Below are 22,416 nucleotides of genomic sequence, written 5' to 3' on the forward strand. Positions count from 1 at the left end.
GCCTCCCCGTATGTATCCGACCCCCGAGGACTACCCGCTGCACCCCGATCGGGTCGCTGGCGAGCCCGATTCGCCCGACGAACGCGCCCGCCGGGAGGCGTATCTCGAGGAGCTCCGCCCGTTGCTCGCGCTTGAGGCCGACGAACACGGCTCCGATTCTCGACTCTCCCACCGGGACGATAGCTGGCGGGAGTGGCAAGAACGGACGGGCGAGCTCCCGCCCGATTTCGAGGCCCTGCCCGCCACGGCCGCGCTTCCCGACCCCCTCGAGAACCTCGCCGACGGCTCGCGGATCACCTCCCGGGAAGAGTGGGCCGATCAGCGCGAACGGATCGGCCACCAGCTCCAGCACTGGCTCTACGGACGGATGCCCCCCGCTCCCGGCGAGGTCGAGGCGACCGAACTCGACCGCCGGAGGGCGGAAAGCGCAACCGTCCGGGACGTCCGGCTCTCCTTTGGTCCCGATGGGGAGGAACTCACGCTCGACCTCCGGCTCCTGGTGCCCGACGGCGAGGGCCCGTTTCCCGTCTTCATGACGCAGTGGACCCACCGCGACTGGGCCGCGATGGCCGTCCGCAGGGGGTTTCTCGCCGTCGTCTACGCCGCGGCCGACGGCCGCGACGACGCCGCCGACTACGGCGAGCAGTACAAGGAATACGACTTCCAACTGCTCGCCCGCCGCGCGTGGGCCGCGAGCCGCGCGGTGGACTATCTCGAGGACCTTCCCGACGCGGACGACGACCGGATCGCGCTCACCGGAGCGTCCCGAAACGGCAAGCAGTCGCTGCTCGCCGCCGCCTTCGACGAGCGGATCGATGCGGTCGCGCCCTGTTCGGCCGGCAGCGGCGCGACCGTCCCCGCCCGCTTCGACCGGGACGACTTCTACGCGGGCGACATGGCGCTTCACGCCCGCCTTCGGCGAAGCTGGTTTCATCCCCGGTGGCGCTTCTTCGTCGGCCGGGAGAACCGCTTACCCGTGGACGCCAACTCCCTGGTCTCGCTCGTCGCTCCCAGAGCGTGCCTGCTCCAGACCGCGAAAAACGAGCGGACGACGAGCGGGTGGGCCGTCGAGAAGGTCTACGAGTCTGCGAAGACGGCGTACGACCTTTTCGGGGCCGGCGACGGCCTCGCGCTTCAGTACCGGGAGGGCAGACATGCGAGAACGACCCGCGACGTCCAGGCGATCCTCGACTTCTTCGATCGCGCGTTCGACCGCGGCGAGTACGACGACCCGACGCGGCTCTATCACGAGTTCTCCTTCGAGGAGTGGGCCGACTCCCATCCCCTTGACACCAGCGAGTTCCCCGAACGCGGACCCGAGGACCTCCTTCTCGCTGGATCGGACGAGGGTGGAGACGACGGCCCCATCGAGAGCGTCGCGGGGTGGGAGCGAAAAGAAGCGGCGGTCCGTGAGCGCCTCCAGTGGAGCCTCGGCGAGGCACCGCCGCGGGCGCCGATGGTGCCCGAAGACGACACCGAAACCGTCCTTCGGGGATGGGGGACTTCCGACTATCGCCACGACGTGATCGGTCGACCGGAATCCACGGACGAGATCGGCAAGTGCTGGCTGTCGCCGTCCCATACTTTTGGGGAACGGTTCTCGGCCGATCTCTACTACCCTCGAGACGGAGGCGACGAGGGCCCCGCGGAGAGCGGCCCCCACCCGGTCGTCGTCTGGCTCCATCCCTACTCGTACAACGTCGGCTACGGCGCCGCGGGGCGGGGACAGGTCCCGATCGAGGAGGCGACCGATCGCGGGTTCGCCCTGTGCTGTTTCGACCTGCCGGGATTCGGCACCCGGATCACGGAGGCCGAGGGGTTCTACGAGCGCCACCCCGACTGGTCGAAGATGGGTGCGTTCGTCGAGGACGCGCTCGCGGCCGTCGAGAGCCTCGCCGCCCTCGAGTTTGTCGACGCCGAACGGATCTCGCTTCTGGGTTACTCGCTCGGCGGGACGGTCTCGCTTTACGCCGCCGCCCTCGACGACCGGATCCGGAGCGTCGCCTCGGTCTGTGGGCTCCCCCACTTCCGGGGGAGCGACGCCGAGACCGAACGCGAGAACGCGGTCATCGGGAGGTTCTCGCACCTCCACGGGCTCCAGCCCCGCCTCGGCCACTTCCGGGACGCCCCCCGAAGAACCCCGATCGACTTCGATGAGGTCCTGGGTTCGATCGCACCCCGTCCCGCGCTCGCGGTCGCGCCCTCGATGGACTGGACCCATCCCCAAGCGGACGTCCTCCGGTGTACCGAAGCCGCACGGGAGGTGTACGACCTCTACGACGCCGGGGGGAATTTCGACGTGTGGGCGCCCGAGGACCTCCTCTCGTTCGACTACCACGAGGCACGCCTCCACGACGAGACTATCCCCGAACACGCCGCGATCGAAACCCAGCGACGGGCCCGGGTGTTCGACTGGCTCGCCAGAAACGGGTGATCGCGACTCGGTGGCGGATCGGGTGAACGCTTTAGGCGGTTCCTCCCGTCGGTCCCGTCATGCACACGGCAGTCCAACTGTACACGCTGCGCGGGGAGGGGCTCGAGCCCGCCATCTCCCGGGTCGGCGGGGCCGGCTTCGACGGCGTCGAGTTCGCGGGACTCGACGGTCACGCGCCGGCCGAGGTCGCGGAACTGCTCGACCTCCACGACCTCGCGGTCGCCGGCGCCCACGTCTCCATCGACGACCTCGAGTCCGATCCCGAGGGCGTCCTCGAGAGCTACGGCGACCTCGGCTGTGACCGCTTCGTCGTTCCCTCCCACGACCCGGAGGCCTTCGAGAGCCGCGAGGGCGTCGAGGAGGCCGCGAATCGCCTCTCAGCGCTCGCCGACCGCCTCGAGAGCGAGGGCGCGACGGTCCACTACCACAACCACACCTTCGAGTTCGACCGTCTCGAGGAGAAGAGCGCGTTCGACCTGCTCGCGGAGGCGACCGACGACCGGGTCGGTCTCGAGATCGACACCGGGCTCGCGGCCCACGCGGGCGTCGATCCCCTCTCCCTGATCGAACGGTACGCCGACCGCCTCTCGCTCCTTCACCTCACCGACACCCGCGCGGGCTCGCCCGACACACACCACGTCGAGTACGGCACCGGAGAGGTCGATCTCGACGCCTGCCTCGAGGCGGGCCGTGAAGCGGGTGCGGAGTGGGTCGTCGCCGAACACGGCACCAGCGCGGACCCGCCGGCGACCGTCGATCGGTTCGCCGAGGTGCTGGTCTAACCGCAAGGTTTTCGGTCGGGTCCCGCCACCGTTCGGGCATGAAGAGGACGGTACTTGTTATCGGAGCCCATCCCGACGACGCCGACATCCGCGCCGGCGGCTTCGCCTGTCGCTCGGCGGCGGCGGGCCACGACGTCACCTTCGTCTCGACGACCGACGGGCGCGCGGGCCATCACGAACAGGGCGGGATCGAACTCGTCGAACGCCGGAAAGCCGAGGCTGCCGCGGCGGCCGAGATCGCCGGCATCGACTATCAGGTGCTCGACGCGCCCGACGGTCGGCTCCGGCCGACCCTCGAGCGCCGCGAGCGGCTGATCCGGCTGATCCGCCGGCTGTCGCCCGACCTCGTTCTGACACACCGGCCCAACGACTACCACCCCGACCACCGCTACACCTCACAGCTCGTCCGGGACGCCGCCTACATGGTCACCGTCCCGAACGTCTGTCCGGGGACGCCCGCCCTCGACACCAATCCGGTGTTCGCGTACCTGCTCGACACCTTCGAGCGACCCTATCCCTTCGAGCCGGACGTCGCAGTTCGGATCCCCTCCGAGATGGTCGACCGGAAGTACGCGATGCTCGACTGCCACGAGTCCCAGGTGTACGAGTGGCTCCCCTACAACACGGGTCGACTCGACGAGGTCCCCGACGACCCCGACCGCCGGCGCGCGTGGCTCGAGACCGATCCCCTCGCCTCGCTCGCGGAGATGCGGGAGGCGGCCGATCGCTTCGGGGACCTGCTCTCCGGGGAGGTCGAGTACGCCGAGGCCTTCGAGGTCTCGGAGTACGGCGGGACCCTCGACGACGACCTCGCTGGGGACCTGTTCGACGGCGCGAACGTCCGTCCGGAAACCGATCGCGACGGCTGACGACTCGGGTCGAATCCGGATCGAGAGATGTGGCAACATGCCCCGGTAAGGGGAGAGCTATTATTCGGTCCCTCGTAGGCTCCGCCGTCCTCAGGATACGTACCGCGGCTGGGGAGCCGTACACTGGGGACCGTATCGTGTGACGACCACCACCTGCCGTGACCGGGAACCTGTCGGCCGTACCGTCGCGGGGCCAGGGACCAGCAATAATCCCCGGCTCCCACACCGTCTTCAGGACGACCAGTGTACGCCATATCATGCCAGATTCTGACGATCGCACGGTCTGGAGGTGCTCTAACTGCGAATACACGCACGTAACCGATGAAGAGCCGGACGTCTGTCTCATCTGTCGGGAGCCGATGTAGCCCCGGCAGCGTCCGTCGGGTCGACGACCGAGAGACCGTTAGCCCTCGAGACGGGCCACGATCCGGTCGACGACCGTCTCGACTTCGTCGTCGGCGAGACATCGGGGATTGACCGTGAACCGCCCGTCGTGGAGATCGTCGGCGCCGACGAAGATCCGGGGGTTCTCCCCGCGCAGTCCCGCGACCACGTCGGCGGCCGTGGTCGGCGCTCCCTCCTCGACGGTCGCGACGACCGTCGTCACCGCCTCGGTCTTCTCGCCGCCGGCGAGTTTGACCGAGAGTCCCGCGATCCCCGCAAGGCCGTCGGCGACCCGTTGGGCGCGGTCGTGCCATTCACCGAGGACCGCCTCGTCGTCCTCCGCCTGGAACGCCTCGAGGGCGGCGATCAGGCCGGCGATCTCCTCTTTGCCGACCTTCATCGACCGGCCGATCCCCTGGCGAGGGACGCCGGGGAGGTCGTCGGCTCCGACCAACTCCTCGGGCGGGTCGTAGGCCGGGCCCGCGGCATGCATATCGAGGTGCTGGCGGGCGACCGACCGGATCAGATCCCCGCGACCGGCGAGGATGCCCGAGGACTGGGGGCCCCGGATCGCCTTCCCGCCGCTGAAGGCGACGAGGTCGGCGCCCTCCTCGATAAACCGCGAAAGGTTCCTCGTGGGGGGCAGTTCGGCCGCGGCGTCGACGATCACCGGGACCCCCTCTTCGTGGGCCAGATCGACGACCTCCGGGAGCGGCGGGCGGGTGAACGGCTTCGCCATGTAGGCGACCGCGACGGTGTCCTCGCCGATCGCGTCTGCGATCTCCCAGAGTTCGGTGTTCTCCGAGCCGGTTCCCAGGTCGTAGTCGCTGCCCCCGACGTCGGTGATCTCGGCGCCCGCGAGACGGAGCGCGTGGTCGTAACCATTCCTATGGCTTCGGGGCATCACGATCTCGTCGGCGACGCCTTCCGTGTCGGGTAGCCGGGCCATCGTCCCGAGGTCGTCGCCCGCGATACAGGCCGCGGCGGCGAGCGTCAGGGCCGAGCTCGCGCCGTCGGTGACGTAACCCGCCTCGGCGCCGGTCGCGTCGGCGATCCGCTCGGAAGCGGCTTGCTGAAGGTCCGAAATGCGGACGAACGCCTCCGCCGCTCGGTTCATGGCGTCGAGGGACTCCTCCCTGATGAGGGTCCCGCCGATCCGGGTCTTCGTCCCGGTCGCGTTGATGACCGGCGGGATTCCCAGCTCGTCGTAGATCGTCTCCTCGCCCGCCATGGTTATCGGGAGATCACCGGGTTTTCCAGGGTTCCGACGCCCTCGAACTCGACTTCCACCGTGTCGCCATCGCTGAGTTCGTCGGGTCCGTAGGGGGTACCCGTCGCGATGACGTCGCCCGGCTCCAGGGTGAGCAGCTCGGAGACATCGGCGACGAGTTCGGGGACCGAGAAGATCATGTGCTCGCGGGTGGTCTCCTGGCGGGTCTCGCCGTTGAGGCTGAGGGTGAGGGAGGCGTCTTCCGGAACTTCGTCGGGGGTCGCGACGACCGGCCCCATCGGGAGGGAGGCGTCGAAGGCCTTCCCGCGGACCCAGTTTCGCTCCTCGCCCTGGTCGTCGCGATTCGAGACGTCGTTGACGCAGGTGTAGCCCGCGACCACGTCCATCGCCGCCTCCTCGCTGACGCCCCGACACTGGGCGCCGATGACGATGCCGAACTCGGCCTCGAACTCCACGGAGTCGCGTCCGGGCGGCAACTCGATCGGGTCACCGGGGCCGAGGACGCAGTTGGGCGTCTTCAGGAACAGTTCCGGTCTCTCGGGGCGATCCTCGAAGCCGGACTCCTCGCGGTGGTCCATGTAGCCCCCGGCCTGGCAGACGATCTTCGTGGGCTCGGTCGGGGCGAGGAGGTCGACGTCCTCGCGGTCGTAGGTCCGACCGGTCGTCTCGATGCCGTCGTCGGTCAGGATGCCGGAGCGGGTGTAGCCGGTCGGATCGGTGAATCGGGCCGTGCGCATGGGCCAGGATTCGCGCGGGCCGTTAACGTTCTTTCGGTCGGGACGGCCGACTTTCGCCCGTCTTACGCACGGATCGCGCTCCCCGGGAGCGCACCGGTGACCTCGCCGTCGCGGACGACCGCCTCGCCGTCCACGAAGACGTGCTCGATTCCGAGGGGATGGGTCGCGGGTTCCTCGAAGGTCGCCCGGTCGTCGACGACGGCGGGATCGAAGACAACGAGGTCGGCATCGAGTCCGGGCCGGATCAGGCCCTTCGATTCTAGCCCCATCGCGCGGGCCGGGAGGGCGGTCATCTTGAAAACCGCCTCCTCTAGCCCCAGCAGGTCATCCTCGCGGACGTACCGCGAGAGCACGCGGGGGAAAGTGCCATAGACCCGCGGGTGCGGGCGGGCGCCGAAGAGGCCGTCGGTGCCGATGGCGACCCGGTCGCTTCCCATGATCTCCCGGATGTCGTCCTCGGCCAGCCCGTGTGCGATCATCGCGGCCTCCCCCTCTTCGGCGAGGATTGCCTCGCAGAGGACGTCGACCGGGCGCTCACCCCGGTCGGTCGCGATCGCTTCGATCGACCGGCCCTCTTCCTCGGCGAACGCGACGGAGGCGAGGTTCGTCAGCTCGACCGCGTCCCAGCCGGTCTTCCCGGCGACGTTCTCCCAGCCGTCGATCCGCCACTCCTCGATGTCCCGTCTGATCTCCTCCCGTTGGTCGGGATCCGAGAGGGTCTCGCGCAGGGCCTCGAAGTCGCTCGAGGGAACCCACGGCGGGAGCAGCGAGGTCAGCATGCTCGAACCCGCAGTATACGGATACTGGTCGGCAGTGATATCGACGCCGCGCTCGCGGGCGCTCTCGACGTGGCCGATCAGCCGGTCGGCCTTCCCCTGCTGGGCCGCGCCGGTGAGTTTGAAATGCGAAACGTGGAGGGGAACGCCGAGGTCGGCGCCGATATCGACGAACTCGTCCATCGCCTCCCAGATCCACCGCCCTTCACTGCGGATGTGGGCGACGAACGGCCGACCGTAGGGTGCGAGTTCGCCCGCGAGCCGGGAGACTTCCTCGGTATCGGCGTGGACCTGCGGGGTGTAGACGAGTCCGGTCGAGAACCCGACCGCGCCCGCCTCGAGTCCCTCCCGGACGAGGGCGGCCATCTCCTCGAGTTCGCTCTCGTCGGGCGTGCGTTCGTCCATCCCCAGGACCTCGTAGCGGACGGTGCCGTGGCCGACGAGGGTCGCGACGTCGGGCGCGAGCCCCGACTCCTTGATCGCCTCCAGGTACTCCCCCATCGACTCCCAGGACCACCCGCCGTCGAGACGACCCGCGAGCCCGCTCAGATATTCTCTGAAGGGGCCCGTTTCGCCATACAGTGGCGCCATCGAGAACCCGTCCTGGCCCAGAATTTCGGTGGTGATCCCCTGGCGGGTCTTCGGCGCGAGCGTCGGATCGGAGAAGAGTTCGAGATCGGAGTGGGAGTGAGCGTCGATGAATCCCGGCGCGAGGACGCTCCCGCCGGCGTCGATCCGCGTTTCGGCGTCCAGTTCGGGATCGGGTTCGCGGACGATGCGGTCGATCCGGCCGTTGGCGACGCCGACCGCCCCCCGGTACCAGGGCGCACCAGTACCGTCGACGATCCGTGCGTTCTCGACGAGAAGATCGAGAGTCATGGTTCGTCCTCCGCCCCGGACATCCTAAATCCACCGTCCCGCGTCCGCGCTCGGCACGAAACTATATGTCGGGCGCCGAGCGAACGGGCAGTATGGAGCGACATGGAGGGCGCGAGGGGACCGACCCGCCGCGGATCGACCTGACGGACGGCGAACGTGCGGCCGACCCGGGAGCGGACGAAACGTGGACGATGCTCGTCGCCGGCGACTACGCCCTGGCCCGCGAGGAACCACCGACGGCGGAGACGACCATCTCGCCAGCGATCCGTGACCGGATCCTGGACGCAGAGTACTCGATCGTCAACTTCGAGGCGCCGGTCGTCGGGGAGGGCGCACAAGCAGTCCCGAAGAGCGGGCCGACCGTCGAGAACCCGCCGGAAGCCCCGGAAGCGGTCGCCGAGAGCGGCTTCGACGCCGCCACCCTCGCGAACAACCACGTCGGGGACTTCGGTCCCGGGGGAGTGGAATCGACGGTCGAGGCGCTCGAAGCGGAGGGCCTGGAAACGGTCGGCGTCGGTCCCGACTTCGAGCGCGCGTACGAGCCCCTCGCGGTCGCCCGTGGCGGCGACTCTATCGCCGTCGTCAACGTCTGCGAGCGGGAGTTCAACGTCGCGGGCGAATCGAGCGCGGGCGCGGCCTGGCTCGCCCACCGGCGGGCCCGCGAGGCGATCCGGGACGCAGATCGAGCGCACGAGTCGGTCATCGCGGTGGTCCACGCCGGCGTCGAGTACGCTCCCTTCCCCGCACCCGAACTGCAGGACCTCCTCCGGGAGTTCGTCGATATCGGTGCCGACATGGTGATCGGCCACCACCCCCACGTCCCGCAGGGGTGGGAACGGTATGGCGGAGGCGCGATCTGTTATAGCCTCGGGAACTTCCTGTTCGACGGCATGGCCGACGCCGAGAACACCGCGTGGGGACTGGTGGCCGAACTCGAGTTCCGAGGGAGCGAGCCGGTCGGGATCGATCTGGTACCGGTCGAGACCGTCGAGGGAGTCGTCCACCCCTTCGGCGAGGCCGAACGACGGGAGCGGAGCCACGACCGGGCCGACCGTCTGGCCTACCTCCGCCGGATCGCCGAAATCGCTGCCGAGAACCCGGGACCGTACTGGCAGGAGGTCGCGATCCGGCTGTTCTACGAGCGGTACTCGAACTGGCTCCACACCGGCTGTGGGCTGAACGTCCCCCGGGCGCGGGCGAACCCCCACGATCCGGCGGCCCAGCGGCCGCTGTGGGACGTCGAGGCCCGCCGCCGGGAGGTCCTCACCCTGCTTACGGTCGTCAGGATGGAGTCCCACCGGTGGCTGATGACCGAGGCGCTGGCCGTGTTGACCGGCGAGACGGAGGACCTCCGGACGCCCGAGATCACCGAGGAAGCCCAGCTACTGCTCTCTCAGGCCGAACGCGAGTAGCCGACCAGCGACCGGACCGTCTCGAGGTCGGCGGCGATCGCCTCCCGGTACGAGCGGTCCTGGGTCACGAACTCGACGTTGGCGTACCCCTCGAAATCGCTGAAGGGATCGAGGACGGCCTCGAGATCGTAGTACACCTTCGCGAGGGGCGCCCGCTCGCTCCCGCTTCGTTCGTAGGTTCCCTGGAGGTGAAGCTGGTTCGAGATCGCTTCCAGAGCCCGGGCCTCCCGCTCGAGTTCGGCGGCGGGGATCGAAAAGCCGGGTTGATAGTTGAGCCCGCAGGACTCGTGGTCGACTGCCTCGATCAGCCGGCGGGCGCCTTCTAAATCGTTAGTCACCGTGTTCGCGTGTTTCTCGACGGTCACCGAGAGGCCGCGGTCGGATGCAGCCTCGGTGACCCGTTCGAGGTCGGCGACGACCTGGTTCCAATGACCCTCGTCGTGGTCGCCGTACTCCTGGCTGCCCGCCCAGACCCGGATCATGTCGCTTCCCAAGTCCTCGGCAATGGGGAGTTCCTCGCTCAGTTCGTCGTCGAATTCCTCGCTCCCACACCGGAGATAGGAGCCGTACGTCGGGATCTCGAGACCGGCGTCGGCCGCCGCCTCGCCGATCCGTTCGGGGTCGGTATCGGCGACGTGGTCTTTCCCCCAGATCTCGACGCCGTCGTAGCCGACGTCCGCGGCGAGGTCGATCACCTCCTCGACCTCTCGCTCCTTCGCGGAGATCGTACAGAGGCCGACGTTCATCGGTTTCCCCCCTCGACGACGACCGCGTTCCCTCGTTCGCTCGACTCGTAGATCGCCTCGATCACCCGCTGGACGGTCAGGGCCTCCTCGACGGTTTCGGCGGGCTCGCGTTCGCCCGCGACGCTCTCGAGGAAGGTCCGGTCCTCCGCGAGGTGCATGTCGCCGGTCTCGACGGCGATCGTCTCGCTTCCGGCGTCGGGGTCGGCATCGACGAGCGTCAGGTCGTCCTCGGTGACGGCGAAGGCCGCGCCGGCCTCGGTCCCCCGGACCACGCAGTCCTGGGACGGTTCCGACGTGCCGTGCCAGGAGGTATCGACGGAGACGGTCCGACCCCCCTCACAGCGCAACAGGGCCGTCGCCGAATCCTCGACGTCGTAGTCGCCGAACTCCGAGCGGGTTTGGCCGCTGACTTCCTCGACTGTGGGGTAGCCCATGACGAAGAGCGCGAGATCGATGACGTGGACGCCGAGATCCATCAAGACGCCGCCGCCGGCGAGGTCCGGATTCGTAAACCAGCCCCGTCCGCCGCCGGGGATGCCTCCGCGGCGGAGGTAGTCGACGCTCACGTGTGAGATCGAGCCGAACCGGCCCGACTCGCGGAGGTCGACGACCCGCTCGGTCAACCCCGAGTACCGCATCGTGAAGCCGACGGTACAAAACCCCTCGGAGCGGCGGGCGACCCGCGCGATCCGCTCGGCGCTCTCGACGGAGTGAGCGAGGGGCTTTTCGAGCAGGACGTCGACGCCGGCCTCGAGGGCGTCGACGGCGACCTCCTCGTGGACTCGGTTGGGGACGCCGACCACGACCGCGTCGACACCCGCCTCGAGCAGCGCCTCGTGGTCCTCGTACGTCGGAACCTCGAACTCGGCGGCGAAGGCCTCGCGGGGTTCGCTCGCGAGGTCGGCGCCGGCGAGGTCGGCACCCAGGTCGGCCAGGCGCTCGGCGTGGATCCGGCCGATCGTGCCCAGGCCGACGATTCCGATCGTCGTGTCTCCGGTCATCGCTCGCCGAATGTCGGGGCCGGCATAAAAACCTGCGCCATACGGCAGACGTCCGCACGCATCGAACCGACGACCACGACGAGCACCAGCGCCGATCAGGCCGTCTCGAGGAGCGCCTCGTGGTTCTCGGCGACTTTGCGAAACGCCGCGGCGTGCTGGTCGATCACGTCGGGGCGATACCGTTTGAACCAGGGAACGGCGAAACACCGCTCCTGGATCCCCTCGGCCGCGGGGAGGTCGGTGTCCGTCTCGCGGACGTCGCGGGCGGCGTTGGCGATCCGGGTCGGGGTGCCGTGGCCGTAGACGTCGGCGTCGTCGAGCAGCGGGTGTTCGTGGAGCGCCGAGTTACAGCCCTTCCGACACTGCGAGCCCTCGGCGACGACGGCCTCGGCGAACCGTTCGACCGGCAATCCGTCGAGTTCCTCGGGGACGTAGATCCCCTTCGGGGCGTACCAGCCGCCCATCGTGCTCCCCTCGCTCTCGATCCGGTGGGGTCTGAGTCCGGGGACGTCCTCGAGTCGGTCCCAGAAGCGATGCATCGCCTTCTGTATCTCGGCCATCCGTTCGTCGTAGTACTCTAACTGAACGCGACCGACGGCGGCACTGATCTGGTGCATTCGGTGTTTCTTCCCGCCGAAGGGAAGCCCCGCGTATTTGGCCAGGTCCTCGCTCTCCAGAACCTCGGAGTGTCTGGAGTAGTGGCTGTAGGCGACCGCGCGCTCGTATATCGAGTGGTCGTCGGTGACGAGCATCCCCGCCTCGCCGATGGCGAACGATTTCCGGGCCATCATCGACATCGCGCCGACGTCGCCGATCGTTCCCAGGGCCTCTCCGTTATACTGGCCGCCGTGGGCATGAGAGACGTCCTCGATCACGGGAATATCGTGGTCGCGGGAGATCTCCATGATCGCGTCCATGTCGGCGGGGTGGCCGTAGTTGTGGACGACCACGATCGCCGCGGTGTTTTCCGTGACTCGCTCGGCGACGCTCTCGGGATCGACACAGAGCGTCTCGGGATCGACGTCGGCGAAGACCGGCGTCGCGCCCAGTTCCAGACAGGGAAGCATGGCTGCCCAGTAAGAGATCGTGGGACCGACGACCTCGTCGCCGACGCCGACGCCGACGCCGTACATCGCGCCCTGCAGCGAGGCGGTCCCGTTGTTGTAGCCCAGCGCGTACTCGGTGCCCTGCCAGTCTGCGTACTCGGCCTCGAATCGTTTGGTGATGTCGGTGTCCGACATCCGTCCCTCCCGGAGCACGGAGAGGGCCGCCTCCTCGTCGGCCTCGGTGATGATCGGCCACTCGAATATCCCGTCGTCGGCCGCGGTGACCGCCGACGGTCCGTCGTGAATCGCGAGCGTATCGGTCATGTCTGGGTTCGCTGATCTGCCTCGACAACCGCTCTCGAACCGGATATAGGTACCGGTGGGCCCCACCAGTTACCGGTTCGGCCGACGAAGTCGATGCCGCCGCGCGGTCGCTCGGGGTTCAGTAGTCGACCGCGACCGGCCCGCCGCGCTCGTCGGACTCGTAGGCCGCGAGCACGACCGCGGTCTCCCGAAGACCGTCTTCGGCACCGACCAGCGGCGGCCGGCCCTCCTCGCAGGCCGCGACGAAGTCGGCGAGCAGGGCGTCGTCGGGGATCGAGCCCCAGTAGACGCCGTCGATTCCCTCACCAGCGCGGGTCCGTTTGATCGTCTGGTCGAAAACGTCCACCGCGATCTCTCCCTCCGTCCCCACGAGGGTCAGCGCCGCGTCGCCCCAGTAGTCCCAGTCGTCGGGTCGGTCCCAGGAGCCGTCGAGGGTGAAGATCCCGCCCCCCGAGAGCTCCATCGAGAGCACGTTGATATCTTCGACGTCGATTCCCTCGTGCATCGTGCCGAACTCGGCGTGGACCTCCGTGACTTCCTCGCCGGTGATCCGCCGCAGCAGGTTCACGATGTGGACCGTGTGGTCCATCGCCGCGCCGCCGCCTGCGTGCTCGGCGTCGGCGGACCACCCCGTCAGATGGCGGTCGCGAAACCATGCCCGGTTGGTGCCGACCGCCGCCTGGAGCTCGCCGATCTCTCCCCTCTCATACGCTTCCCGTGCCCGTCGCGCCGGGACGCTGTGGGCCAGCGGCATCGCGAGTCCGAGGCGGACGCCGGCCTCCTCGCAGGCTGCGACGATCGCGCGGGCGTCGGCCATCGTCGTCGCCAGGGGCTTCTCACAGAGGACGTCCACGCCGGCCGCGGCCGCCGGCTCGACCCACCGGCGGTGGGTCACGTTCGTCGAGGCGACGATCGCCGCGTCGATGCGCTCGAGGAGCGCGTCGGGTTCGAAAAAGTCGACGCCGTGCTCGGCGCCAGTCTCTCGCCCTCGTTTCTCGTCGTCGTCGGTCACCCCGACGAACTCCACCTCGTCGCTCGCGGAAAGTCGAGAGGCGAACCCGCCAGTGTGGACGTGGGCCGTCGAGAGCAGCCCCATTCGGAGGGTCATGCGCCCACCTCCGCGGGCGCGACCGGCTCCCCGCGCTCTGCGGACTCGACGGCCGCGAGCGCGACCGCGAGCGAGGCCAGCCCCTCGTCGGCGGTGATCGGGGGCTCCCCGCCTCGCACCGAAGCGACGAACGCCTCGAGTTCGAGCCGGTAGGGATCCTTCTCGAGTGGCTCCTCGATCGGATCCCGGGAGGGCTCGCTCTCGGTCGTCGAACGGACCTCGATCGGCGCGACGTCCTCGCTGTCGAACTCGAGGAGCCCTTCGGGGCCGGCGATCTCGAAGGCGGTTTTGAACGGGAGGTCCGAACGGTTGGGCCAGCGGGCGTCGACGTGGCCGACGGCGCCGCTCTCGAATCGGAGGGTGGCGAGGGCGTACTCGTTCCCGTCCCACCGCTTGCGGCGGGCGAAAACGCGCTCGACCGGCCCGAGCGTCCACCGGAGGAAGTCGACGTCGTGGATCGCGAGATCGAGGAGCGCGCCGCCGCTCTTCTCGTCGTCGGCGAACCAGTCGGGCCGGTCCTCGTAGGGCGACTGCCGGAGCGTCCGGGCGTTGCCGGGCTCGCCGACGTCGCCTTCCCGTACTCGGTCGCGGGCCGTCGCGTACTCGGGGAAAAATCGGAGGGCGTGACCGGGCATGAGGGTGACCCCGGCCTCGTCCGCCGCCTCGACCATCTCCGTTGCATCCTCGATCGTCCGCTCGAGTGGCTTCTCACAGAGGACGTCGATCCCGCGCTCTGCCGCGGGGACCACCAGATCGCGGTGGGTGTGCGTCGGCGTACAGACGTCTACCGCGTCGAGGTCCTCGGCGTCGTACATCGCGAGGGCGTCGTCGTGGACGGTCGCGCCTTTTGCGTAGTCGGCGGCGAACTCCGTCGGCTCGCTCGGCGAGGCGACTCCGACGACCTCGACGTCCTCCATCTCGGCGTAGCGAAGCGCGTGGACCGTCGCCATGAAGCCTCGGCCCAGAAGTCCGATCCGTAGCATCGTCCGGGCCGACGGCGGGCGGTGCGATAAGCGTTGTCCTCACGCGCTCCGGATAGTGCGGGCCAGAGCCGCGACCGCGCCCTCGATCTCCGCGGGGGTGCCCGTACTGAACGAGAGCCGGAGCCGGTTCTCGCCGCCCTCGTTCGGATAGAACGCGGATCCGGGCATGTAGATCACGCCCTCCGCCGCGGCCTGGGGGAGCATCGCCTCGCTATCGGTCCCCTCGAGGAGGGTCACCCAGACGAAGAAGCCGCCGTCGGGCTCGGTCCAGTCGGTGTGAGAGGGCATCTCGCGGGCGAGCCGAGAGAGCATGTGGTCCCGGCGCGAGCGGTAGCTCTCGCGCAGGTCGGCGACGCTCTCCTCGAGGGGCTCCTCGGCCAGGTATCGCGCGACGGCGCTCCGGGCGAAGCTGTTGGCCGCGCCCGCGTGTCTCCGCTCGATCTCCTCGCTCACTGCCTCGGGCGCGATCACCCAGCCGATCCGTACCCCCGGCGCGATCGTCTTCGCGGCGGTTCCGACGTGGATCACCCGGTCGGGACCCGGCCGCTCGCGGTCCATCGCCGCCAGCGGGGGAACGTCCTCGCCGTCGTAGCGCAGGGCGCCGTAGGCGTCGTCCTCGAGGATCGCGAAGTCGTACTCTGTGGCGAGGTCGAGCAGCGCCTCGCGGCGCTCTCTTGGAAGGGTCGTCCCCGTCGGGTTCTGGAACGTCGGGATCGTATAGAGCAGCGTCGGGAGAACCTTTCCCGTGCGTTCGCGCCGCGCGAGTTCCTCGGCGAGGGCCGCGACGTCGAGGCCGTCGCGGTCGAGCGCACAGCCGGCGACCGCGGCGCCGTGGTCGCGGAAATACGTCACCGCGCTCGGGAACGTCGCCTCCTCGGTGAAAACGAGTCGGCCGGGCTCGAGGAAGACGTCCGCGATGGCGTCGATCGTCCGGCTCGCGCCGCCGGTGACGATCACCTCGTCGGGCTCGATCCGGAGTCCGCGCCGGCCGACGTGGTCGGCGACCGCTCCCGGGAGCGAGTCGGCGGTCTCGCTTCCACCGTACTGGAGGGCCTCGGGCTCCTCGCGGAGGACCTCGTCGGTTGCCGCCGCGAGCTCCTCGGCCGGAAACGCGTCGGTAAAGGGGAAGCCGACGCCGAGTTGGACCGCCTCGGGCTGGGTAGTAGAGACCTCGCGCCAGGCGTCGTAGGGCGAGGCGGGCGACTCGCGGACGGCGTCGGTACGGAGACGGTCGATCGTTCCGGGCGGGTCCTCCGCCATTGGCGGATGATGGGCCGGTCGGCGCTTAAATCACCCGGCGCTGGACCGGCCCCGGTGACCGCACCCTACTCCCCCGGCGGTCCGACCCGCCGGGCGAGCGCGGTCGCCGTCGAGAGCACCCGGTCCTCGACGCTGTGGTCGAACTTCGCGGGGAGCTCGGTGAGGTGGACGAACCGGTCGGCCTCGTAGCCCCCGGCGTAGAGGTCGTCGACGGTCGGGATGTACGTCATGTAGTTGTTCGAGTAGCCTGCGACCCACAGCGGTCCCGGCAGGCGCTCTTTGAGTTCCAGCGAGTAGCCTACGAGCACCTCGCCGGTCAGCGCGACCATCGTCAGGTCGCCGCCGAACCCGATCGCCTGGATCGGGTAGGGATGGGTTCGGGGAAGCTCGCCGTTCGCGTCGAGGTCGCCAAGCAGGTGCTCGGCGTGCCGGCGGACGTACCGGTCGAGGTCGTCATCGGCGACCCGGGACTCGAGTTCCTCGCGACTCGGCGGGCGCTCGAACTCGAGATCGACTTCCTCCTTGACACACCGAACCGGTCCGTTGACCGTCCGGCGTTTGGAGACGAGCGCGCCCCTGACTGCGGTCGCGAGGGATTCCCCGTAGTGTTTGGTGAGTTCGAGCTCGCGCTGTGGGTAGGCCTTCTGGTCGCCGCCCGCTCCCTGAACGAAGACCGCGGTCGATTCCGGATACTCCTCTTCGAGTTCGTCCATCGCGTACCCCGCCCAGTCGCCGCTCCACTCCCGGCGAAAGAGCGAGGTCGGGTGGCAGGCGTAGCCGAAGAGGATCGCCCGGACGTCGCCGTCCCCGTTTCCATCGTCGTTCTCGCTTTCGCCCCCCTCGACGCTCTCGGCGACCAGCACCGGCACGTCGTGATCGACCGGCCCGTCGGGGTAGGGCTGGAAGCCGATCCCCTCCTCCAAGGGGATCCGGCGGTTCATCGCCATCCCGCATCTGGCGTGGCTGTACTCGAGGGTCGCCGGCTCGCGGTCGTCGAGGGCCTCGCCGACAACGCCGATCAGGTGCTCGATCAGGAACTCGCGGTACTCTTCGGCCTGGGCTCGCTCCTCCTCGTCGAGAGAGAACACCTCGGTCTTTCGCCGGCGGTAGACCGGCCCGCAGTGGGTGTGAGAGGCGTTCAGGAGGAGGTGAGTGGGTGGGAGGTCGTACCGGTCCTCGCAGGCCTCGGTGACCTCGGCGTGGAGCGGCCGCGAGATCGCGAGCACCTCGACCCCGACGGCGACGAAGCGGGTTCCCCGTCCGTCCTCGAGCGCAACCGCGCGGGCGTGGAGCTCCTCCAAGGTCCCCTCGGCCGGCTCCTCGCGGGCGCCGTAGCCCGCCATCCGCATCGGTTCCTCGGGGGTGATCGTCCGGGTCGCCGTCCCCACGCGCCACTCGCTGTCTTCGACGTCGGTCATGGCGCCACCTCCCCGCGCAGGGACAAAAACGGTCCGGTCGCGGCGGTCCGCGAGGTCGATCGTCCCGATGCACTCCCGAATCAGGGCGCGCCAGGGAGGTCCTCGAGCCAGGGCCGAGCCCGTTCGAGGGCCGCGCTGACGGCGAGGACGGTATCGTCGCCGAAGCGCGGCCCCGCGATCTGGAGGCCGACCGGGAGACCGTCGTCGGTCGTTCCGGCGGGCGCGGAGGCCGCGGGGTGGCCCGTGAAGTTGTAGGGAAGCGTCAGGTGCCAGCCGTTCCGGTGGCAGTTCTCGCCGTCGATCTGTCCAGGAGTATCGGCCCACTTCCCGAACGGCGGGACCGAGACGGTCGCCGACAGCAGGGCGTCGTATTTCCCAAATACCGACTGGAGGCCGTCGAAGACCGCCGTCCTGCACTCGTTCGCCCGGACGTAGTCGACGGCAGGGAGGTCGCGCCCGGCCTCGATCGTCTCGACGTCGTACTCGGTGAGGTGCTCGCGATGATCGGCGTAGAGGTCGAGGCCGCGCTCGTCGGCCAGCCGCTCGTTGGCGACGGCGTGGCCCGCGAGCGACCAGGTGCCGTACATCGTCTCTATGATCTCGCCGTGGCTCGTGCCGAGATCGACGTCGATCCGGTCGATCGTCGCGTCGGTGGCAGCGGCGAGGTCCGAAACCGCCCGATCGACGACCGGACGGACCGCCTCGCTCACGGGAAAGGTTCCCAGATCGGGGCTGTAGGCGATCCGGCAGTCGTCGATCGGCTCCTCGCAAGCCTCGCGGTAGCTCCCGCGTGGCAGGGGTAGACAGGTCGGATCCTCCGGGTGGGGGCCGGCCGTCGCGTCGAGGAAGAGCGCCGCGTCGGCGACGGTCCGGGAGAGGGGGCCGACGTCGCACATCGGGGTGAAATGAGAGAAGCCGTCGGGGCGCTTGACCATCGGGATCCGGCCGTAGGAGGGTTTGAGGCCATATATCCCGCAGAACGCCGCCGGAATACGGATCGAGCCACCCGCGTCCGATCCCTGGGCGATCGGGACCTGGAAGTCGGCGACCGCGGCCGCGGAGCCTCCCGAGGAGCCCCCGGCCGTGCGCTCGCGGTCGAACGGGGTCGCGGTCGCGCCGACGAGGTCGTTGTGGGTCGCGCCCGAGCGGCCGAACTGGGGGACGTTGGTTTTCCCGACGACGATCGCACCCGCTTCCTTCAGCCGGGCGACGACGAGCGAGTCGGATTCGGCGACGTCCCTCGCAAAGAGGGGGCTGCCCTGGGTCGTCGCCAGCCCCGCGACGTCGTAGAGGTCCTTGATCGCGACCGGGACGCCGTGGAGCGGCCCCCAGGACTCACCGTTCTCGAGAGCCCGCTCGGCCTCGCGAGCGCGCTCCCTAGCGCCCTCGCGATCGACGGTCACGAACGCGTTATGGTCGTCTCCCGCGATCCGCTCTAGGTGGTCCTCGACGACGTCGACCGGCGAGAGCTTCCTCGAGCGGATCCCGTCTGCGAGGTCGGTCGCCGAGCTGAAGGCGTGTGCCATGCAGGGACCGAGGAGACCGACCGACCTCTCGCTTTCGGTGGATCGCCCGGATCGACACGTACACTTATACGGACGGCGCGGGTCGGATCGTACATGATCGAGGTCACGCGAACCGACCAGTACGTCCGGAACAACGAGAAGCGGATGCCGTTTCACTTCGGGAACGTCGTCGCGAGCGAGGGCGCCCACCACTTCCTCGAGATCGAACTCGAGATCGACGGCGAGCGCGCGGAGGGGATCTCGATGGTCGGGATCGCGCCGCTGTGGTTCCTCAAGGACCCCGACCGCTCGCTGCCCGAGCAAAACGAGTTGCTGATCGAGGTCTTCGAAGCGGCCTGCGAACACGCCCGCGAACTCGATCCCGAGCCGACGGCCTTCGACTGCTGGTACGCCCTCTACGAGCGCCAGGCCGAGTGGGCCGAGGGGAGAGCACAGCCGCCCCTGCTGTGGAACTACGGCGTCTCGATGGTCGAACAGGCGATCATCGACGCGGTCTGTCGCCACGAGGGGATCACGTTCGCCGAGGGGCTCCGATCGGACGCCCTCGGCGTCGAACCCGGCCGGATCTACGACGAACTCGCTAGCGAGGACGTCGCCGAGTACCTGCCCGACGAGCCGACGCGGGAGGCCGCGGTCCGCCATACCGTCGGACTGGGCGACCCGCTTCGCGAGGAGGAGATCGCACCCGACGACCGTCTCGACGACGGCCTCCCCCAGTCGCTTTCGGCGTACATCGCCGAGGACGGCGTCGATCACCTCAAGATCAAGCTCTCGGCCGACCCCGACCGGGACGCCGAACGGCTGGCGCGGATCGGCGAGATACTGGAGGAAAGCCGGCTCGAGTCCTGGTTCTGTACGGTCGACGCCAACGAGGGGTACGACGGCGTCGAGACGTTTGAGGAGCAGTGGGAGCGCCACGCGAACGATCCCGAACTCGCACCCGTGATGGAGAGCGTCGCCTACGTCGAACAGCCCCTGCCGCGCGAGGAGGCGCTGACCGACGCGACGAAGGCAGTGCTCACCGACTGGGAGGGGCGGCCGCCGATCATCATCGACGAGTCCGACGACCGCCTGACGAGCGCGGGGCGCGCGCTCGACTGTGGCTACGCGGGCACGAGCCACAAGAACTGCAAGGGCGTCTTCAAGGGCGTCGTCAACGCCTGTCTGATCGAGAAGCGCCGACGGGAGGAGAGAGGAGAGTACGTCATGAGCGGCGAGGACCTCACGACGATCGGGCCGGTCGAACTCCTCCAGGACCTCGCGGTCATGGGGGCCTTGGGAATGGGTCACATCGAGCGAAACGGCCACCACTACTACCGGGGACTTTCCTTCCTCCCCGAGGACCTCCAGGAGACCCTGCGAGACGCCCACGGCGACCTCTACCGGCGCCACGAGGAGGGGTTCGTTGCCCTCGACGTCGCCGACGGCCGGATGTCGTTCGGGAGCGTCGTCGATGCACCGTTCGGCCGGGACTTCGACCTCGCTCCCTCGCGATTCACGCCGCTTTCGGAGTGGGCGGTCGATTCGATGTACGATTAGGGGACTCGGTTCGCGAGCGGGGAGTCAGGGAAGGCGGTCGTAGGTCCCTTCCCACGGCCGTTCGCGCTCTATGGCCGCGCTCGCGGCGAGTACGGCGCCGTCGCCGAAACGGGGGCCGACGACCTGCATTCCGACGGGAAGGCCGTCGACCGATCCAGCGGGAACGGAGGCCGTGGGGTGGCCCGTCATGTTGAACGGCCAGGTGAGCAGCCAGTCGGCGCGGGAATCGACCGCCTCGCCGTCGACGCTGACCGAATCCAGCGAGTCGTTTCGAACGGGGGGAACCGAGACGGTCGGCGTCACGAGCAGGTCGTACTCCGCGAACACGGACTGAACGCCGTCGTAGATCCCCGTCCGAACCTCGTCCATCCGGCCGAGATCGACCGGCGACAGGTTTCGACCCGCCCGGATCCGCTCGCGGAACTCCCGGGGAACGTCCTCGGCGTCGTCGCCGAGGAAGTCCACGCCACGGCCCCGCTCGATCGAGTCGGCGATCTTCGCGCTGAAGGCCTGCATCAGCCCGTACCGGGTCCGGTCGCGCAGGGTCTCGAGGGGAGCACCGAGATCGATTTCGACGGGTTCGACGGTCGCGCCCGCCGCCTCGAACGCCGAGAGGGCGTCCTCGATCTCCTCGCGGACCGCCTCCTCGACGGGGAAGGTTCCGAGATCGGGGCTGTAAGCGATCGACCAGCCGTCGATCGGGTGCTCGGGCGCGGCGAGATAGTCGACCCCGTCGTCGGGGAGCGAGAACGGGTCCCGAGGATCGGGACCGGCCATCACCGACAGGGCGAGGGCGGCGTCGCCCACCGAGCGAGTCAGGACGCCCTTGTCGACGAACGGCGAGTGGTGGCGGAAGGCGTCGGGCCGGGCGGCGCCGGGGATCCGGCCGAAGGAGGGCTTGATCCCGTAGACGCCACAAAACGCCGCCGGGATGCGGACCGAGCCCGCCGCGTCGCCGCCCTGGCCGATCGGGACCATTCCGTCGGCGACCGCCGCGGCGCTACCTCCCGAGGACCCGCCCGCGTTCCGTGTGGGATCGAACGGGTTCGAAGCGGGGCCCACGAGGAGGTTGTCGGTCACCGGCTTGTGGCCGAACTCCGGGGTATTGGTCTTGCCGACGACGATCGCGCCCGCCTCCTCGAGTCGCTCGACGAATCCCGCCGTATGGGTCGCGACGTTGTCTGAGAACGCCCGACAGCCGAAGGTGTGGCGGATCCCCTCCCGGAAGCCCGTGAGGTCTTTGAGCGCGATCGGGACGCCCGCCAGCGGGCCGACGGACTCGCCGGCCTCGACGGTGGACTCGATCTCGCGGGCCCGCTCGCGGGCGTGGTCGCCCGCCACGGTGATGAACGCCGTCAGCTCGTCGTTTCGCGACCGGATCCGCTCGAGGTGGGCATCGACGACCGCCGTCGGGGCGAGTTCGCCGGCACGGACCAGATCCGCGAGGTCCGCGGCCGAGCGGGGTCGCAGCTCCGTTGTCATCGTCCCGCCGGAGAGCGCGCGCGGGCAAAAGCGTACTGGTGACCCCGGAGAACCGAGTGTTTTGATGGACAAAACGACCTGTGTGAACCAACCCCGAGAAAGAGGATTACGGTCGTACGGTCGTAATCCCTGGAGGATCGGTCGGTCATTCAATGCGATAATACTGGTATTATTGGCCGGCAGCGCCGGAGGAGTCCGGATCCGGCGCGGATCGGGGCCCTCCTCGCCCGGACCGGGGCGGTCGGCTCGATGGCCCGACCGGCGGCGGACGATCGGTCGCCGACCGGTTCCGCCGTCGGTCCCGGCGGACCGCGACCGGTGAAAATCGTTTCACAGTCCAAAACAGTGTGTGGGTGTGGGACGGTACCACGGCCGTCGAACGGGCGTTCCGGGGATCACGCGGTCGTTCCCGCGTCGACCCGCTCGAGCCCGTTTGCCCTGGCGAAACCCATTCGTTGGGATGCCAACAGTTAAGACTA

General features: G+C 69.1%; 18 protein-coding genes. 6 read left to right on the plus strand and 12 right to left on the minus strand.

The window, feature by feature from the left end; all coding sequences use genetic code 11:
- Nucleotides 1-10: 10 nt before the first annotated feature.
- The 4 genes from DVH23_RS05300 to DVH23_RS25235 all read left to right on the plus strand — a co-directional run bounded on the left by DVH23_RS05300 (nt 11) and on the right by DVH23_RS25235 (nt 4,450).
- A complete protein-coding gene (locus DVH23_RS05300) occupies nt 11-2,434 on the plus strand; it encodes an alpha/beta fold hydrolase (RefSeq protein ID WP_114576400.1) in 2,424 nt (807 codons plus the stop codon).
- 59 nt (nt 2,435-2,493) lie between these two features.
- Nucleotides 2,494-3,216 carry a sugar phosphate isomerase/epimerase gene (locus DVH23_RS05305; protein ID WP_114576401.1) on the plus strand — a complete coding sequence of 241 codons (723 nt, stop codon included), beginning with the start codon at nt 2,494-2,496 and terminating at the stop codon, nt 3,214-3,216.
- A 38-nt stretch (nt 3,217-3,254) separates the two neighbouring features.
- Entirely contained in the window at nt 3,255-4,085 is an 831-nt protein-coding gene (locus DVH23_RS05310) for a PIG-L deacetylase family protein (protein ID WP_114576402.1), read from the plus strand.
- A gap of 257 nt (nt 4,086-4,342) precedes the next feature.
- On the plus strand, nt 4,343-4,450 hold the full coding sequence (locus DVH23_RS25235) for a rubredoxin-like domain-containing protein (RefSeq protein WP_394342622.1): 108 nt from the start codon (nt 4,343-4,345) through the stop codon (nt 4,448-4,450).
- Between the two features lie 38 nt (nt 4,451-4,488).
- On the opposite strand, the gene DVH23_RS05315 is transcribed toward DVH23_RS25235, so the two are convergent.
- The 3 genes from DVH23_RS05315 to DVH23_RS05325 all read right to left on the minus strand — a co-directional run bounded on the left by DVH23_RS05315 (nt 4,489) and on the right by DVH23_RS05325 (nt 8,092).
- A complete protein-coding gene (locus tag DVH23_RS05315) occupies nt 4,489-5,700 on the minus strand; it encodes an aminotransferase class V-fold PLP-dependent enzyme (protein ID WP_114576403.1) in 1,212 nt (403 codons plus the stop codon).
- Between the two features lie 2 nt (nt 5,701-5,702).
- Nucleotides 5,703-6,437, minus strand: a complete 735-nt coding sequence (locus tag DVH23_RS05320) for a fumarylacetoacetate hydrolase family protein (protein WP_114576404.1) — start codon at nt 6,435-6,437, stop codon at nt 5,703-5,705.
- A gap of 62 nt (nt 6,438-6,499) precedes the next feature.
- Nucleotides 6,500-8,092, minus strand: coding sequence for an amidohydrolase family protein (locus DVH23_RS05325; protein WP_114576405.1), 1,593 nt, complete (start codon nt 8,090-8,092; stop codon nt 6,500-6,502).
- Nucleotides 8,093-8,184: 92 nt separating this feature from the next.
- On the opposite strand from DVH23_RS05325, the gene DVH23_RS05330 reads away from it, so the two are divergent.
- Complete coding sequence (locus tag DVH23_RS05330; protein ID WP_157972337.1) at nt 8,185-9,504, plus strand: CapA family protein; 1,320 nt, start codon at nt 8,185-8,187, stop codon at nt 9,502-9,504.
- Here the strand turns inward: DVH23_RS05330 and DVH23_RS05335 are convergent.
- The 8 genes from DVH23_RS05335 to DVH23_RS05370 form a co-directional block, all read right to left on the minus strand.
- Entirely contained in the window at nt 9,486-10,250 is a 765-nt protein-coding gene (locus DVH23_RS05335) for a sugar phosphate isomerase/epimerase (protein WP_114576407.1), read from the minus strand. The two genes, DVH23_RS05330 and DVH23_RS05335, sit on opposite strands and share 19 nt — an antisense overlap.
- Complete coding sequence (locus DVH23_RS05340; RefSeq protein WP_114576408.1) at nt 10,247-11,251, minus strand: Gfo/Idh/MocA family protein; 1,005 nt, start codon at nt 11,249-11,251, stop codon at nt 10,247-10,249. Before DVH23_RS05340 ends, DVH23_RS05335 begins: the two co-directional genes overlap by 4 nt.
- A gap of 95 nt (nt 11,252-11,346) precedes the next feature.
- Nucleotides 11,347-12,621 (minus strand): DegT/DnrJ/EryC1/StrS aminotransferase family protein, encoded by a 1,275-nt coding sequence (locus DVH23_RS05345; RefSeq protein WP_114576409.1) that lies wholly within the window; start codon nt 12,619-12,621, stop codon nt 11,347-11,349.
- A gap of 118 nt (nt 12,622-12,739) precedes the next feature.
- Nucleotides 12,740-13,729 carry a Gfo/Idh/MocA family protein gene (locus DVH23_RS05350; RefSeq protein ID WP_114576410.1) on the minus strand — a complete coding sequence of 330 codons (990 nt, stop codon included), beginning with the start codon at nt 13,727-13,729 and terminating at the stop codon, nt 12,740-12,742.
- The gene (locus DVH23_RS05355) at nt 13,726-14,712 is read right to left on the minus strand and encodes a Gfo/Idh/MocA family protein (protein WP_114576411.1); all 987 of its coding nucleotides are present in this window, start codon (nt 14,710-14,712) and stop codon (nt 13,726-13,728) included. The genes DVH23_RS05350 and DVH23_RS05355 overlap by 4 nt, the downstream gene beginning before the upstream one ends.
- A 39-nt stretch (nt 14,713-14,751) precedes the next feature.
- Nucleotides 14,752-15,972 (minus strand): PLP-dependent aminotransferase family protein, encoded by a 1,221-nt coding sequence (locus DVH23_RS05360; protein ID WP_114576412.1) that lies wholly within the window; start codon nt 15,970-15,972, stop codon nt 14,752-14,754.
- 65 nt (nt 15,973-16,037) lie between these two features.
- A complete protein-coding gene (locus tag DVH23_RS05365; RefSeq protein ID WP_114576413.1) occupies nt 16,038-17,390 on the minus strand; it encodes a hypothetical protein in 1,353 nt (450 codons plus the stop codon).
- 80 nt (nt 17,391-17,470) lie between these two features.
- Nucleotides 17,471-18,916 (minus strand): amidase, encoded by a 1,446-nt coding sequence (locus tag DVH23_RS05370; RefSeq protein WP_114576414.1) that lies wholly within the window; start codon nt 18,914-18,916, stop codon nt 17,471-17,473.
- Between the two features lie 93 nt (nt 18,917-19,009).
- Between DVH23_RS05370 and DVH23_RS05375 the strand changes: the two genes are divergently transcribed.
- Nucleotides 19,010-20,455 (plus strand): hypothetical protein, encoded by a 1,446-nt coding sequence (locus tag DVH23_RS05375; RefSeq protein ID WP_114576415.1) that lies wholly within the window; start codon nt 19,010-19,012, stop codon nt 20,453-20,455.
- 24 nt (nt 20,456-20,479) lie between these two features.
- Here DVH23_RS05375 and DVH23_RS05380 read toward each other — a convergent pair whose 3' ends face one another.
- The gene (locus DVH23_RS05380) at nt 20,480-21,937 is read right to left on the minus strand and encodes an amidase (RefSeq protein WP_114576416.1); all 1,458 of its coding nucleotides are present in this window, start codon (nt 21,935-21,937) and stop codon (nt 20,480-20,482) included.
- Between the last annotated feature and the right edge of the window lie 479 nt (nt 21,938-22,416).

Origin of the sequence: Saliphagus sp. LR7, assembly GCF_003344565.1 — an archaeon.
GTDB lineage: Archaea > Halobacteriota > Halobacteria > Halobacteriales > Natrialbaceae > Saliphagus > Saliphagus infecundisoli.

Bases quoted from the DNA above. Each gene is read 5' to 3' on its own strand.
- DVH23_RS25235 (WP_394342622.1), top strand. From the start codon at position 4,343: ATGCCAGATTCTGACGATCGCACGGTCTGGAGGTGCTCTAACTGCGAA.
- DVH23_RS05375 (WP_114576415.1), top strand. From the start codon at position 19,010: ATGATCGAGGTCACGCGAACCGACCAGTACGTCCGGAACAACGAGAAG.
- DVH23_RS05380 (WP_114576416.1), bottom strand. From the start codon at position 21,937: ATGACAACGGAGCTGCGACCCCGCTCGGCCGCGGACCTCGCGGATCTG.
- DVH23_RS05330 (WP_157972337.1), top strand. From the start codon at position 8,185: ATGGAGCGACATGGAGGGCGCGAGGGGACCGACCCGCCGCGGATCGAC.
- DVH23_RS05300 (WP_114576400.1), top strand. From the start codon at position 11: ATGTATCCGACCCCCGAGGACTACCCGCTGCACCCCGATCGGGTCGCT.
- DVH23_RS05365 (WP_114576413.1), bottom strand. From the start codon at position 17,390: ATGACCGACGTCGAAGACAGCGAGTGGCGCGTGGGGACGGCGACCCGG.
- DVH23_RS05320 (WP_114576404.1), bottom strand. From the start codon at position 6,437: ATGCGCACGGCCCGATTCACCGATCCGACCGGCTACACCCGCTCCGGC.
- DVH23_RS05335 (WP_114576407.1), bottom strand. From the start codon at position 10,250: ATGAACGTCGGCCTCTGTACGATCTCCGCGAAGGAGCGAGAGGTCGAG.
- DVH23_RS05340 (WP_114576408.1), bottom strand. From the start codon at position 11,251: ATGACCGGAGACACGACGATCGGAATCGTCGGCCTGGGCACGATCGGC.
- DVH23_RS05345 (WP_114576409.1), bottom strand. From the start codon at position 12,621: ATGACCGATACGCTCGCGATTCACGACGGACCGTCGGCGGTCACCGCG.
- DVH23_RS05350 (WP_114576410.1), bottom strand. From the start codon at position 13,729: ATGACCCTCCGAATGGGGCTGCTCTCGACGGCCCACGTCCACACTGGC.
- DVH23_RS05305 (WP_114576401.1), top strand. From the start codon at position 2,494: ATGCACACGGCAGTCCAACTGTACACGCTGCGCGGGGAGGGGCTCGAG.
- DVH23_RS05325 (WP_114576405.1), bottom strand. From the start codon at position 8,092: ATGACTCTCGATCTTCTCGTCGAGAACGCACGGATCGTCGACGGTACT.
- DVH23_RS05370 (WP_114576414.1), bottom strand. From the start codon at position 18,916: ATGGCACACGCCTTCAGCTCGGCGACCGACCTCGCAGACGGGATCCGC.
- DVH23_RS05355 (WP_114576411.1), bottom strand. From the start codon at position 14,712: ATGCTACGGATCGGACTTCTGGGCCGAGGCTTCATGGCGACGGTCCAC.
- DVH23_RS05310 (WP_114576402.1), top strand. From the start codon at position 3,255: ATGAAGAGGACGGTACTTGTTATCGGAGCCCATCCCGACGACGCCGAC.
- DVH23_RS05360 (WP_114576412.1), bottom strand. From the start codon at position 15,972: ATGGCGGAGGACCCGCCCGGAACGATCGACCGTCTCCGTACCGACGCC.
- DVH23_RS05315 (WP_114576403.1), bottom strand. From the start codon at position 5,700: ATGGCGGGCGAGGAGACGATCTACGACGAGCTGGGAATCCCGCCGGTC.